We start from the raw sequence: 12,869 nt of genomic DNA, 5'->3' as shown, positions 1-12,869 counted from the left end.
TTTAACACTGTAAAGCATAGTAATGAGAGGTTCATTGAATTATGGCAGAAGAGAAGAAAATGACGTTAGAAAAATTTGAAGAGGCATGTGAACAGGTAAATAAGGTTACGCTTAAAACCAAGCTGGTTTATAGTGACTTTTACAGTAATCAGAGTGGAAATAAGGTATATTTAAAGCCTGAAAATCTTCAGCGTACAGGTGCATACAAGGTTAGAGGTGCATACTATAAAATCAGTACTATGTCTGAAGAAGATCGTAAAAAAGGTCTTATTACAGCTTCAGCTGGTAACCATGCACAGGGTGTAGCTTATGCTGCAAAGCAATATGGCGTTCATGCAACAATTGTAATGCCGACTACCACTCCGCTTATCAAGGTTAACCGTACAAAGGCACTTGGGGCTGAAGTTGTACTTCATGGTGATGTTTATGATGAAGCATGCGAACATGCACTCAAACTTGCCAAAGAAAAAGGATATACTTTTGTTCATCCTTTTAATGATTTGGATGTTGCAACAGGTCAAGGAAGTATTGCTATGGAAATTATAAAAGAACTTCCTACTGTTGATTATATTCTTGTTCCTATAGGAGGAGGCGGACTTGCAAGCGGTGTAAGTACACTGGCAAAGTTGCTAAATCCCAAGATTAAAGTTATAGGTGTTGAGCCAAGTGGAGCAGCTTGTATGAGTGCTTCTATTAAAGAAGGCAAAGTAGTTACACTTCCATCGGTTAATACAATTGCTGATGGTACTGCAGTAAAGACTCCTGGAGATAATATTTTCCCATATATTCAGAAGAATATAGACCAGATAATCAAGGTTGACGATGAGGATCTTGTAGTTGCATTTCTTGATATGGTCGAAAATCACAAAATGGTTGTTGAAAATTCTGGATTGTTGACAGTTGCTGCTTTAAAGCAGCTTCGTTGTAAAGATAAGAAGATTGTATGTGTGCTTTCTGGCGGAAATATGGATGTAATTACAATGTCTTCTGTCGTTCAGCAGGGTCTTATTAAGAGAGACAGAATTTTTACGGTTTCTGTTCTTTTGCCAGATAAGCCTGGTGAACTTGCCAGAGTAGCTGAAATAATAGCTACTATTGGCGGAAATGTTATCAAACTGGATCATAACCAGTTTGTATCTATCAATCGCAATGCTGCTGTAGAGCTGCGAATTACTCTTGAAGCATATGGAACTGAGCACAAAGCTCAGATTATCGATGCTCTTGAGAAAAAAGGATATTGTCCTAAGCTGGTTACAACCCAGATTTAAGTAATATGTTTGGGAAAGCTCTTTAATGTTAACCAGAAAAAAATTAACTAAGCTTTTATATAACTATGCGCTTATTACAGTTGGTGCCCTTCTCTACGGCATTGGCACCGCTGTATTTAGCGATCCGAATAACCTTGCGCCTGGGGGATTTACAGGTATTGCTATTGTTCTAAATCGTATTGTAAATATTGGAACAGGTAAATGGTTTATGATATTGAACATACCTGTTCTTGTAATAGGTACATGGAAATTCGGATTTCACTTTATTGTGTCTACTCTTTACGCAACCGGACTAATTTCGGTTTTTACAGATTTTATTGCTCACAATCTTCAGCAGTATTTTGTTACTGATATGATGCTTGCTGTGGCCTTTGGAGGATTTTTCATGGCAGCAGGAATCGGGCTTATTTTCAGGGCAGGTAGTACAAGCGGAGGTTCTGATATTATTATTAAACTCCTTAGAATACGCTATCCTCATATCAAAACGGGCATGATGCTGTTTATAACGGATTTGATAATAATATTTTTTGCAGGAATAGTAATGAGAGACTCTAATGCAGTTCTTTATTCTGTATTAGTGGTTCTTGTTACAGGATGGGTTTTGGACTTTGTTCTTTATGGTCGTGATGAAGCAAAGCTTTTGTATATTATTTCTGACAGAAATGAACTTATAACGGAGCGATTTTTGAAAGAACTTGATGTCGGTGTGACTAATATCTATGGTCAGGGAGCTTATAGTAGAACTGATAAAAAAGTGATAATGTGTGTAATGAAAAAAAGAATTTCTCCGCTTGCGGAGGAAATTGTTCGTCAGGAAGATCCAGATGCATTTATGATAATAACCAGCGCGTCAGAAATTTTTGGAGAAGGCTACAAGAACTATTTTGAGGATAAGATTTGATGAAAAAAAATAATAAAAATCGTATTCTCCATGTTGCTGTTACCACCCAAAATATTATTTCAGTTATTTTTTTGAGTCTTATTGCTATAATGACACTTACATTCTGCATTATAATTTTGCTTAGAAATGCATCTCTTCGCAAACAGAATGAGGCATATCAGCAACAACTTGGTATGCTTCAGGAGAAGGGATATTATAAAGTAGATCAAGTTGATTTGATGTTGGAGGAGGCCAAAAAGAATGCTTCTAAAGAAGCCAGGCAACAAGTGCTTGGTAATATAAAGTCAAAACTTGAAGCTGGAAACAGTACTGCTAGTGTTTTGAGAAATTTGTTCGAAGGACAGATTTTAGTTCAAAAAGATGGGAGATATTATTTTGTTCCAATTGATTCTTCACTTAAAATGAATAATTTTAAGGAAACTGATTTTACCAAAAATGATAAAGGTATTCTTGAATACCATGGAAATAGTGAAAAGGTGTCAGGAACTCTGGGAATTGATGTTTCGAGATTTCAGGAAGATATTGATTGGGAAAGTGTAGCAAAACAAGGGGTTTCATATGCTTTTATAAGAGTTGGAAATCGTGGAACATCTACAGGAAAACTTGTTGAAGATGAGAAATTTAAGCAGAACGTAGAAGGAGCTTTACAAAATGGGATTTCAGTAGGAGTTTATATTTTTTCTTCTGCAATAAATGAAGCTGAGATAAAAGAAGAAGCAGAACTTGTACTTGATGCTATTGAGCCATATGAGATTAAGTATCCTGTTGTTATTGACGTTGAAAGACCAAACTCTAAAGATTATCGTACTCAGGATTTGAGTAAAGATGATTATACTAAACTTGTAAAAAAATTCTGTAATATTATTTCAAAAGCTGGATATACACCTATGATTTATGGTAATATTGAGACTTTTTCGTTGATACTTGATATGAAAGAACTCGAAGGTATTCAGAAATGGATTGCATATTATAATATGCCTCAGTATTTTCCATATGATTTTACTTATTGGCAGTATAGTTCTAAAGGTACAATTGATGGTGTCAAAGGACAGGTCGATTTGAATATCATGGTGAAATAATAAATCAGATAAAAATTGATTATTAAAGTGTGATTAAGCACCAGACTTATTTGATTATTACGAAAATGGTCTGGTGCTATGTTGTGTAAAGGTATTAGGTAATATTTATGGATTTTAATCCGTCTCTTCCTTATGAGCAGAAAGGTTATCTTAATTGCGATTACAAATTTTTCCACATAAATGAGACAAAAAAAGTGCAGACTGATTGGCATTATCATGATTTTGATAAAATTGTGTTTTTTTTGCAAGGAAAAGCCGCGTATGCAATTGAAGGTCGTAAATATGATCTCAAACCATATGATATTGTTTTGGTTCCCAAAAATAATATTCACAGTGTTGAAGCATTAGATAGTTCAAAATACGAAAGATATATATTGTATTTGAAACCTGAAATATATGACCAAATAGAAGAATTTGGCGGAGGTGATAAAAAAACACACCTTTTAAAAAAGTGTTTTGAAATAGCTGCTTTAAAGAAAACAAATGTTGTTCATTTTGATGCGGCTACTTCGGCTTTTCTTCTTAAATGTTTCCAGGAGCTGGAAGAATGCTTAAACAGTTCCCAAAATTCGTGTAAAGAGCCTTTTGCACAGAGTTTAAAAAGTAAGATTATATTAGCAAGACTATTAATTATGCTTAATGAAGCGTGTGTTTCATGTAAGGATGCTTTTATGGAGAAAGCAAGATATAATCGAAAAGTAATTGATATTATTGATTACATAAGTGCTAATCTTGGAAATGATTTATCAATTGATCAGATAGCAGACAGGTTTTATATAAGTAAGTATCATATGATGCGTGTTTTTAAAAATGAAACAGGATATAGTGTCCATCAGTATATAATGGAAAAAAGAATTCTTCTTGCAAGAGATTTGATTATATCTGGAATGCCAGCAATGACAGCTTCACTTGAATCGGGATTTAGAGATTATTCTTCTTTTTGCAAGGCATTTCAGAAACAAACAGGACATCTTCCATCTGAATATGGAAATGAATGCGCAAACAGTTGTGAAAGAGTTTTTTTAGATAGAAAAGGTAATTATGTATGACTTCTTGCTGAGATTTAGGATAATCATCAGCAAGAATCCTGCTTCGCAGGACAAAATTTGTCTTAACGACAAATTTTGGTCTGGTACGGTTCTTGATTTTCCTGATGAAAACAAGAACCTATAACAATATTTGTAGGGGGTAAAGAAAAAATACTTGACACCAGATTGTAACTCGTGTAATATAACAAACGTGGGTTGAGTTTTCATTGCAACTAGGAAAGGTGCACGAGGTTGAACTAATGGAAAAAGTTGAGAAAATCGTTGCACAAGGACTTTTATATGACTTTTATGGGGAGCTTTTGACTAAGCACCAAAGAGAAGTATATGAAGACTTGGTTTATAATGATATGTCGTTAAGCGAGATTGCTGAAGAGTATGGAATCAGCAAACAGGGTGTACATGATCTTATAAAAAGGTGTACTAAGATTTTGGAAGGCTACGAAGACAAATTGCATATGGTTGCGAGATTTGAAGAAATTCGAAGCCGTACCAATGAGATAAAGCAAATACTGATTCAGCAAGAAGAATCTGATTTTGAGGAAAAAGATAAGATTATTTCTCTTACAGACAGTATTATGGAACAGTTGATTAGATAATAAATTAATTATAGGACAGAATATATGGCATTTGAGAGTTTATCAGATAAACTTCAGAACGTATTTAAAAAACTTCGAGGCAAGGGAAAGCTTACAGAAGATGATGTTAAGCTTGCACTTCGTGAAGTTAAAATGGCACTTCTTGAAGCAGATGTAAGCTTTAAAGTAGTTAAAAAGTTCGTTTCTTCAGTACAGGAAAGAGCAATTGGTGAAGATGTAATGAATGGTCTTAATCCTGGGCAAATGGTTATTAAGATTGTTAATGAAGAAATGATTAAGCTGATGGGTTCAGAGACCACTCAGATTCAGTTTAAACCTGGAAATGAAGTAACCGTTATTATGATGGCAGGTCTTCAAGGTGCTGGTAAGACTACAACAGCAGCAAAGATTGCAGGTAAATTAAAAAAAGCGGGTAAGTTCCCGTTGCTTGTAGCTTGTGACGTTTATCGTCCGGCTGCTATAGAGCAGTTACGTGTAAATGCTCAGAAGATGACTGTTGATTTCTTTGAAGAGGGAACAGAAAAGTCACCTGTTGAAATTGCCAGAGATGGTGTAAATTTTGCTAAGAATAATCACAAAAATGTGGTTATTATAGATACAGCCGGTCGCTTGCAGATTGACGATGCTATGATGAAAGAGCTTGTTCAGATTAAGAAGGAAGTTGATGTATATCAAACTCTTTTGGTAGTTGATGCTATGACCGGTCAGGAAGCAGTAAACGTTGCTTCTGAATTTAATGACAAAGTAGGTGTTGACGGAATCGTTTTATCCAAGATGGATGGCGATACAAGAGGTGGTGCTGCACTTTCTACAAGGCAGGTTACTGGTAAGCCTATTTTGTTCGTCGGCATGGGTGAGAAACTTTCTGATCTGGAACAGTTCTATCCCGATAGAATGGCTAATCGAATTCTTGGAATGGGTGATGTACTTACACTTATTGATAAAGCTGTGGAAGCTAACCAGGAAGTTGATTTAGAACAGAGTCAGGAAATGGCTCAAAGGCTTAAAAAGGGTAAATTTGATTTTGAAATGTACCTTGAGAGTATGAAACAGATGCGAAAGCTTGGTGGTCTTGGAAGTATATTATCAATGCTTCCAGGTATGAATAAGATTAGTGATGACCAGCTTCCAGACGAGAAAGAACTTGCCAGAATGGAAGCAATTGTTTTATCAATGACTGTTGAAGAGCGAAGAAATCCTAAGCTTATGAGTCCTACTAGAAAGAAGCGTATTGCAGATGGTTCAGGTAATGATATTGCAGTTGTAAACAGATTTATCAAAAACTTTGAACAAGCACAAAAGCTTATGAAGCAGATGGGCGGAATGAAAAAAGGCAAACGCGGCGGAATGGGTAATCTCATGAATATGAGCCGAATGTTTGGCGGAAATAATAAGTTCTTTTGATTATAAAGTTGTTAATGTTTGAAACAGCCAAATATGACTGATTTTCATAAAATTTTATATTTTTTAGTTTATCTATGGAGGATATTTTAAAATGGCAGTAAAGATTAGATTAAAGAGAATTGGTAAGAAGAAGACTCCTTTCTACAGAATCGTAGTAAGTGATTCTAAGTTCCCTATCGCTGGAAGATTCATCGATGAAATCGGAACATATGATCCAAACACTAACCCTTCTACAACACGTGTAGATGCTGAAAAGGCACAGAAGTGGCTTGCAAATGGTGCTCAGCCTACAGATACTGTTGCTAAGATCTTCAGACAGGCTGGTGTTCATAAGAACTAATTTGTCAGCATATAGCCACAAGATGACATTTAGTGCATGAGATTGTGGTAATTAGCCGGAGGTGGACATCAGTATGAAAGAATTGGTTGAAGTAATCGCAAAGGCTTTAGTCGATAATCCGGAAGAGGTTGTTGTAACTGAGGAAAACGATGGCCGAAATGTGACGATTGAATTACATGTGGCTGCTTCCGATATGGGAAAAGTAATTGGAAAACAGGGACGAATTGCTAAAGCGATTCGTTCGGTTGTTAAAGCTGCTTCCACACGAGAAGATAAGCATGTTGATGTGGAGATTGTTTAAAAGTACAATCCGCGCAGCTTCCGGGAGCTGATGCATAGACGTTATTATTCATATGAGTAGTAACTTGTATCCCGCAGGGTAAACCTGCGGGATATTTAAGTTTTTAGAGGATAGTGACAAAATATATGAATTTTTATGTAATGACTTTATTTCCTGAAATGATAGATCAGGGTCTTAATAATAGCATAATGGGCAGAGCTATTGATAAAGGCTTAATACAACTTGATGCTGTAAACATTAGAGATTATTCTAACGATTTACGACATAAAAAAGTAGATGATTATACATATGGTGGCGGTGCTGGAATGCTTATGCAGGCACAGCCTATTTATGATTGTTATAAAGCAATTGAAAAAAAGATAGAGGAATCTCATTCTGACAAGAAAAAACCAAGAGTAGTATATGTGACACCTCAAGGGCGTGTTTTCAATCAGCAGATGGCAAGAGATTTTGCAAAGGAAGAGGACCTTGTGTTCCTTTGCGGACATTATGAAGGTGTCGATGAAAGAGTATTAGAAGAAATAGTAACTGATTATGTTTCCATAGGGGATTATGTTTTAACTGGTGGTGAACTTCCTGCTATGGTTATGATAGATTGTATCTCAAGACTTGTTAAAGGAGTTTTGAATAATGATGTCTCATCAGAGACAGAGTCATTTAATGATGGACTTCTTGAATATCCTCAGTATTCAAGACCTGAAGAGTGGATGGGACGAAAAGTTCCGCCGATACTACTTTCGGGAAATCACAAGAAAGTTGATGAATGGAGACTTGAAAAAGCCATCGAAAGGACGAAGGAACGTCGCCCTGATATGTATGAGGAATGGATAAAATTACATCCAGTAAAGCCGCCTAAAAAGCGTAGAAGAAAACATCATGCAGATGAGAATGGAGATAAAAATGGCAATAACTGAGAGATTTCAGGTAGGAGTAATAGCTTCTACACATGGTATTGGTGGAGAACTTAATGTTTTTCCTACAACTGATGATCCACAGCGCTTTAAGAAACTTAAAGAAGTAACAATGGAGAGTGAACGTGGTGAATCGACACAGCTTCATATTGAAAAAGTAAAGTTTTCTAAGAAGTTTGTTATTGTTAAATTTAAAGAATTTGACGATATAAATCAAGTGGAGAGATTTAGAGGTAATAAACTCACTATTCCAAGAGCGGATGCTGTAAAACTTGAGCCTGGCAGATACTTTATACAGGATCTTCTTGGTATGGATATAATTGATGAAGATGGAAATAAGCTTGGTAAACTTGTAAATGTATTGCAAATGGCTGCCAATGATGTTTATGAAATGGAAAGGGCTGATGAAGGAAATAATGTAATGATTCCTGCTATAAAGCAATGCATTTTGGAAACTAATATTGAAGAAAATTACATGAAGATTCATGTTATGAAAGGTCTTATGGACTGAAAAACGCATTATAAATTAGGATTGGAGAGAAAAAATGGTTGATTACACAGAAGGAGCTGGCATCGAATATCACATTCATACAAACGCAGACATGGTCGGTGAGTATGTAATTTTACCTGGAGATCCTGGTAGGTGTGAGAAGATTGCTTCATATTTTACAGATGCAAAAATGGTTGCTAGCAATAGGGAGTTTACAACATATACTGGAATGCTTGAGGGAACAAAAGTTAGTGTGACTTCAACTGGTATTGGAGGTCCATCTGCAGCGATTGCTATGGAAGAACTTGTTCATTGCGGAGCAAAGAATTTCATAAGAGTTGGAACTTGTGGTGGTATGCAGACAAATGTCTTAGGTGGAGATATTATTATTGCCAGTGGTGCTGTTAGAATGGAAGGAACCAGCAAAGAATATGCGCCTATTGAATTTCCGGCAGTTGCTGACTTTAAGATAACTAAAGCATTAGTAGATGCGGCAGAAGCTAAAGAATTTCCGTATCATGTAGGTGTAGTAGAGTGTAAAGATTCTTTTTATGGACAGCATGAGCCTGATAAGAAACCAGTTTTTTATGAATTGGAAAATAAGTGGAAAGCATGGATGAGATGTGGTGTGCTTGGTTCCGAAATGGAATCAGCTGCGTTGTTTACTGTTGCAAGCACACTAAAAGTTCATTGCGGAACAGTTCTTTTAACAGTTGCTAATCAGGAAAGAGCAAAACTTGGTCTTCCAAATCCACAGGTTCATGATACTGGAAAAGCAATTGAAACAGCTGTTGAAGCTATTAAGATAATGATTAGAGAAACACATTGACGATTATAAGACAATATGATATTATTACAATGTTGTCAAAAATCAGACGGTCCTCTGTTGCTAGTCTCTAGTGTTATTAGAGCGAATACATGGCATTATAGAACGTCCAATTATAAGGAGAATTAAAATGAGCACAATTATTGCAGACATCGAGAAAGAGCAGCTTAATGCTAATGCACCTCAGTTCCAGACAGGTGATACAGTTCGTGTATATGGTAAGATCGTAGAAGGCGACCACACACGTGTACAGGTTTTCGAAGGAACTGTTAAGAAGATTCAGGGTGGTTCTAACCGCGCTACATTCACAGTTCGTAAGATTGCTTACGGTGTTGGAGTTGAGAAGACATGGCCTATGCACTCTCCACTCGTTGAGAAGGTTGAAGTAGTACGTAAAGGTAGAGTAAGACGTGCTAAGCTCAACTACCTTGTTGGTTTGACAGGTAAGAAGGCAAAGGTTAAGGAAGCAAGATAATTTATCTCGCATTTTTAAATTTGTCATTATTTTTTCAGTGAAAATGGCAATTACTATAGAACACTTAAATATTGTGTTCTTTTGTAATTGCCATTATTTTTTATAGTGAAGTTTTTGTCGCTGTGTTCCGAAAAACTACGCAAACCGGACAGTTAAAAAGGCTTCGCCTTGGATCAGTTTACAATTTGACGTTTGTTCTCACGAAACTCTAGTCAATAATAAAAAATAACACGCTATTAAAGGAGAGTTAATTATGAGACGTAAGTATAGAAGGCATAGAAAGATGGAATATCATCTTATAGATGATGATAAGAAGAAAATTACTCCAGAAATGGTTAGAGAAGCTTTTTCTTGGATTTTTTATACTATTATAGCTGTTGTAATTGCAGCCATGTTTTCTTTTGCATTTGGTAAAACGGTAAATGTGGTTGGTAATTCTATGGAACCAACTTTAAATAATGGTCAGACAGTTTTAATTAATCGCGTAAATGGTTATTTGAAAGGAACTTCAAGGGGAGATTTGGTTGCATTTCTGCCTAATGGCAATACAAATCTTCATTATTACATAAAAAGAGTTGTGGCTATCCCAGGTGAAACTGTGCAGATAAAAGGCGGAATTCTTTTTGTAAATGGTGTAGAACAGACAAAAGATGCAAAGGAATTTGACAAAATGGAAGATGCTGGAATTGCATCATCACCAATAAAACTTAAGGAAGATGAATATTTTGTCTTGGGAGATAGTCGAAATAGTTCAGAAGATAGTAGAAGTGCTAATGTTGGAGTTGTCAAAGCAAGCATGATTATAGGTAATGCATGGTATGTGTATGGTGGAAATTTTGAGAATAAAGGTTTTATACATAATAATTACCTGACAACTACAAAATGATTTATTGAATGGAGAGAATTATGAATTATCAATGGTATCCTGGTCATATGACAAAAGCTGTTCGAATGATGAAGGAGAACATCAATCTTGTTGATATGATTATTGAAGTTATAGATGCAAGAATTCCAGTTGCAAGTAGAAATCCTGATATTGATGAACTTGGTAAGGGGAAAGCCAGACTTTTAATTTTAAATAAGGCTGATTTATCTGATCCGGTTCAGAATAAGGCATGGACGGATTTTTATAAATCTCAAGGCTATCTTGTTATGGAGATGGATTCACGTACAGGAAAAAACATGAAAGATGTAAAAAAATGCATGACTCTTGCTTGTGCAGATAAGATTGAAAGAGATAGACAAAGGGGAATAAAAAATCGTCCGATTAGAGCTATGGTTGCAGGTATTCCTAATGTTGGAAAATCTACATTTATAAATCATCTTACAGGAAAATCATCTGCTAAAACCGGTAATAAACCTGGGGTTACCAAAGGAAAGCAGTGGATAATGCTAGGATCTTCATTGCAGTTATTAGATACACCGGGGATTTTGTGGCCGAAATTTGAAGATGAAGAAGTTGGTGCTCATCTTGCTATGATTGGTTCTATGAATGATGAAAAGATTGATAGTGGTGAGCTTGCAATTGATCTTCTTCGTACACTTGAAAAAAGCTATGCAGATATAGTCTTTAAGAAGTATAATATTAGTGATACTCAGGTCGAGGAAGAAGTAGAGAGTGAACAGCTTTTAAGTAGTTATGCAGGTATTCTTACATGTATAGCTAAGAATAGAAATCTTGTTTTATCTGGAAATAGAGTTGATTATACAAGAGCTGCTGATTTACTTTTGGATGATTTCCGATCTGGAAGACTTGGACGTATTACATTGGAAAGACCAGTGTAAATTTAATGTAATATAAAACATTCAAAAGGGAGATGACGGAATGAATGAACTACAGGAAAAAGAAATGTTAGAGAACACAAAAGAAGATACAAACAGAGAGAATCCTGTGAAAGAGTTTTTCTCATGGCTTTTATATGTGGCAGGTGTTATTCTTCTTACTTTTTTATTTATAACTTTTGTTGCTCAGAAAACAGAAGTAAGTGGTAGATCAATGCTTAATACCCTGCATGATAGAGATTCTCTTATTGTTTCGAAGATTTCTTATGAACTGGGTACTCCGAATCGTTTTGATATTGTTGTTTTTCCGCATATCAATAAGGCAACAAATGAGAAAACTTTTTTTATAAAAAGAATTATAGGTATGCCTGGTGAAACTGTTCAGATTGACTTTAACGGTAATATTTACATAAATGGTGAAGTTCTTGATGAACATTTTGGAAAAGAAACAATTCAGAATCCAGGAAATGCTATAAATCCTATTGTATTAGGTGAAGATGAGTATTTTGTCTTAGGTGATAATCGTAATGATTCATTAGATTCAAGATTTACTGACGTCGGTAAGATAAAAAGAGATGAACTTGTAGGAAAAGCTGTTTTCAGAATCTACCCTTTTGATACTTTTGGAAAGCTTAAATAATAAGGAATGACCAATTAATGAGTGAATCAATAGCTAATATTAAATCTTTATATAAAAATAAGACAATAGATGAACTTCCTCTTTTTATTGCAGAATTTGAAGCTGACGAAAGGGCTGGAGTTAAACAGATAGTTAATTCTGCTAAAAATAAGCTTCTTGCTCTTGAAAAAGAAAAAAAACGCGTAAAAATTATGCGAGAATATGACAATAAGGTTTGCCCGAGCGGATATTTGTGTGGTATAGATGAGGTTGGGCGTGGTCCTTTAGCTGGACCGGTATGCGCTGGCGCAGTCATTTTACCAAGAGATGAAGAAATATTATATCTCAATGATTCGAAACAATTATCCGAAAAAAAGAGAGAGGAACTATATGACATTATAATGGATAAAGCGATTTCTGTTTCTGTTTGCTTTAGGAGTCCTGAAAGAATTGATGAGATCAATATTTTAGAGGCAGATTATGAAGCAATGGAAGAAGCAGTTTCGAAGCTTACTGTGAAACCAGATATTTTACTTCTTGATGCAGTGCATGTTCCTCAGCTTGAGAGCTACGAGCAGGTTTCTGTTATAAAAGGTGATACTCTTAGTGCATCTATAGCAGCTGCGAGCATAGTAGCCAAGGTGGTTAGAGACAGGTATATGGTCGAAATGGATGCAAAATATCCTGAGTATGGCTTTGCTAGCAATAAAGGATATGGAAGTGCACAACACATTGCAGCATTAAAAAAATATGGCCCATGCGAAATCCATCGTAGATCATTTATAGGTAATTTTATAAAGTGACAGTTCATTTTATAAAAAATAGGTG

At 35.6% G+C, this 12,869-nt stretch carries 16 protein-coding genes; all 16 read left to right on the top strand.

What is annotated here, in order from left to right; translation table 11 throughout:
• Positions 1–41 precede the first annotated feature (41 nt).
• The 16 genes from ilvA to G634_RS0101140 all read left to right on the top strand — a co-directional run bounded on the left by ilvA (position 42) and on the right by G634_RS0101140 (position 12,844).
• Positions 42–1,268, top strand: coding sequence for a threonine ammonia-lyase (gene ilvA, locus G634_RS0101220; protein WP_026503758.1), 1,227 nt, complete (start codon positions 42–44; stop codon positions 1,266–1,268).
• Positions 1,269–1,293: 25 nt separating this feature from the next.
• A complete protein-coding gene (locus G634_RS0101215; protein WP_026503757.1) occupies positions 1,294–2,169 on the top strand; it encodes a YitT family protein in 876 nt (291 codons plus the stop codon).
• Entirely contained in the window at positions 2,169–3,248 is a 1,080-nt protein-coding gene (locus G634_RS19990; protein ID WP_051233610.1) for a glycoside hydrolase family 25 protein, read from the top strand. Before G634_RS0101215 ends, G634_RS19990 begins: the two co-directional genes overlap by 1 nt.
• Before the next feature lie 107 nt (positions 3,249–3,355).
• Positions 3,356–4,297, top strand: coding sequence for an AraC family transcriptional regulator (locus G634_RS17520; RefSeq protein WP_051233609.1), 942 nt, complete (start codon positions 3,356–3,358; stop codon positions 4,295–4,297).
• A gap of 239 nt (positions 4,298–4,536) precedes the next feature.
• Positions 4,537–4,893, top strand: a complete 357-nt coding sequence (gene ylxM / locus G634_RS0101195) for a YlxM family DNA-binding protein (RefSeq protein WP_035798474.1) — start codon at positions 4,537–4,539, stop codon at positions 4,891–4,893.
• A gap of 24 nt (positions 4,894–4,917) precedes the next feature.
• A complete protein-coding gene (ffh, locus tag G634_RS0101190) occupies positions 4,918–6,297 on the top strand; it encodes a signal recognition particle protein (RefSeq protein ID WP_026503755.1) in 1,380 nt (459 codons plus the stop codon).
• 91 nt (positions 6,298–6,388) lie between these two features.
• The gene (gene rpsP, locus G634_RS0101185) at positions 6,389–6,637 is read left to right on the top strand and encodes a 30S ribosomal protein S16 (protein WP_026503754.1); all 249 of its coding nucleotides are present in this window, start codon (positions 6,389–6,391) and stop codon (positions 6,635–6,637) included.
• A gap of 73 nt (positions 6,638–6,710) precedes the next feature.
• Complete coding sequence (locus tag G634_RS0101180; RefSeq protein WP_026503753.1) at positions 6,711–6,938, top strand: KH domain-containing protein; 228 nt, start codon at positions 6,711–6,713, stop codon at positions 6,936–6,938.
• A 125-nt stretch (positions 6,939–7,063) separates the two neighbouring features.
• On the top strand, positions 7,064–7,852 hold the full coding sequence (gene trmD, locus G634_RS17515; protein WP_051233608.1) for a tRNA (guanosine(37)-N1)-methyltransferase TrmD: 789 nt from the start codon (positions 7,064–7,066) through the stop codon (positions 7,850–7,852).
• Positions 7,839–8,360, top strand: a complete 522-nt coding sequence (rimM, locus tag G634_RS0101170) for a ribosome maturation factor RimM (protein ID WP_330364723.1) — start codon at positions 7,839–7,841, stop codon at positions 8,358–8,360. The genes trmD and rimM overlap by 14 nt, the downstream gene beginning before the upstream one ends.
• Positions 8,361–8,394: 34 nt before the next feature.
• On the top strand, positions 8,395–9,168 hold the full coding sequence (udp, locus tag G634_RS0101165; RefSeq protein ID WP_026503751.1) for a uridine phosphorylase: 774 nt from the start codon (positions 8,395–8,397) through the stop codon (positions 9,166–9,168).
• Positions 9,169–9,295: 127 nt separating this feature from the next.
• On the top strand, positions 9,296–9,640 hold the full coding sequence (gene rplS, locus G634_RS0101160; RefSeq protein WP_026503750.1) for a 50S ribosomal protein L19: 345 nt from the start codon (positions 9,296–9,298) through the stop codon (positions 9,638–9,640).
• Positions 9,641–9,893: 253 nt separating this feature from the next.
• Positions 9,894–10,526, top strand: a complete 633-nt coding sequence (gene lepB, locus G634_RS0101155; RefSeq protein ID WP_242826742.1) for a signal peptidase I — start codon at positions 9,894–9,896, stop codon at positions 10,524–10,526.
• A 20-nt stretch (positions 10,527–10,546) separates the two neighbouring features.
• Positions 10,547–11,425 (top strand): ribosome biogenesis GTPase YlqF, encoded by an 879-nt coding sequence (gene ylqF, locus G634_RS0101150; RefSeq protein ID WP_026503748.1) that lies wholly within the window; start codon positions 10,547–10,549, stop codon positions 11,423–11,425.
• A gap of 40 nt (positions 11,426–11,465) precedes the next feature.
• Entirely contained in the window at positions 11,466–12,062 is a 597-nt protein-coding gene (gene lepB / locus G634_RS0101145; RefSeq protein ID WP_051233607.1) for a signal peptidase I, read from the top strand.
• 17 nt (positions 12,063–12,079) lie between these two features.
• Positions 12,080–12,844, top strand: a complete 765-nt coding sequence (locus G634_RS0101140; protein ID WP_035798472.1) for a ribonuclease HII — start codon at positions 12,080–12,082, stop codon at positions 12,842–12,844.
• Positions 12,845–12,869: the final 25 nt, after the last annotated feature.

Origin of the sequence: Butyrivibrio sp. NC3005 (assembly GCF_000424545.1) — a bacterium.
Classification (GTDB): Bacteria; Bacillota; Clostridia; order Lachnospirales; family Lachnospiraceae; genus Butyrivibrio.
Note: the sequence above shows the minus strand (reverse complement) of the source record. Positions and strands in the feature narration are given on the sequence as shown.

What these genes read in the sequence shown, in the direction of transcription:
- G634_RS0101215 (WP_026503757.1), top strand. Translation starts at nt 1,294, where the DNA reads ATGTTAACCAGAAAAAAATTAACTAAGCTTTTATATAACTATGCGCTT.
- G634_RS0101180 (WP_026503753.1), top strand. Translation starts at nt 6,711, where the DNA reads ATGAAAGAATTGGTTGAAGTAATCGCAAAGGCTTTAGTCGATAATCCG.
- rimM (WP_330364723.1), top strand. Translation starts at nt 7,839, where the DNA reads ATGGCAATAACTGAGAGATTTCAGGTAGGAGTAATAGCTTCTACACAT.
- G634_RS0101140 (WP_035798472.1), top strand. Translation starts at nt 12,080, where the DNA reads ATGAGTGAATCAATAGCTAATATTAAATCTTTATATAAAAATAAGACA.
- udp (WP_026503751.1), top strand. Translation starts at nt 8,395, where the DNA reads ATGGTTGATTACACAGAAGGAGCTGGCATCGAATATCACATTCATACA.
- ffh (WP_026503755.1), top strand. Translation starts at nt 4,918, where the DNA reads ATGGCATTTGAGAGTTTATCAGATAAACTTCAGAACGTATTTAAAAAA.
- ylqF (WP_026503748.1), top strand. Translation starts at nt 10,547, where the DNA reads ATGAATTATCAATGGTATCCTGGTCATATGACAAAAGCTGTTCGAATG.
- trmD (WP_051233608.1), top strand. Translation starts at nt 7,064, where the DNA reads ATGAATTTTTATGTAATGACTTTATTTCCTGAAATGATAGATCAGGGT.
- lepB (WP_051233607.1), top strand. Translation starts at nt 11,466, where the DNA reads ATGAATGAACTACAGGAAAAAGAAATGTTAGAGAACACAAAAGAAGAT.
- rpsP (WP_026503754.1), top strand. Translation starts at nt 6,389, where the DNA reads ATGGCAGTAAAGATTAGATTAAAGAGAATTGGTAAGAAGAAGACTCCT.
- ylxM (WP_035798474.1), top strand. Translation starts at nt 4,537, where the DNA reads ATGGAAAAAGTTGAGAAAATCGTTGCACAAGGACTTTTATATGACTTT.
- rplS (WP_026503750.1), top strand. Translation starts at nt 9,296, where the DNA reads ATGAGCACAATTATTGCAGACATCGAGAAAGAGCAGCTTAATGCTAAT.
- G634_RS17520 (WP_051233609.1), top strand. Translation starts at nt 3,356, where the DNA reads ATGGATTTTAATCCGTCTCTTCCTTATGAGCAGAAAGGTTATCTTAAT.
- G634_RS19990 (WP_051233610.1), top strand. Translation starts at nt 2,169, where the DNA reads ATGAAAAAAAATAATAAAAATCGTATTCTCCATGTTGCTGTTACCACC.
- lepB (WP_242826742.1), top strand. Translation starts at nt 9,894, where the DNA reads ATGAGACGTAAGTATAGAAGGCATAGAAAGATGGAATATCATCTTATA.
- ilvA (WP_026503758.1), top strand. Translation starts at nt 42, where the DNA reads ATGGCAGAAGAGAAGAAAATGACGTTAGAAAAATTTGAAGAGGCATGT.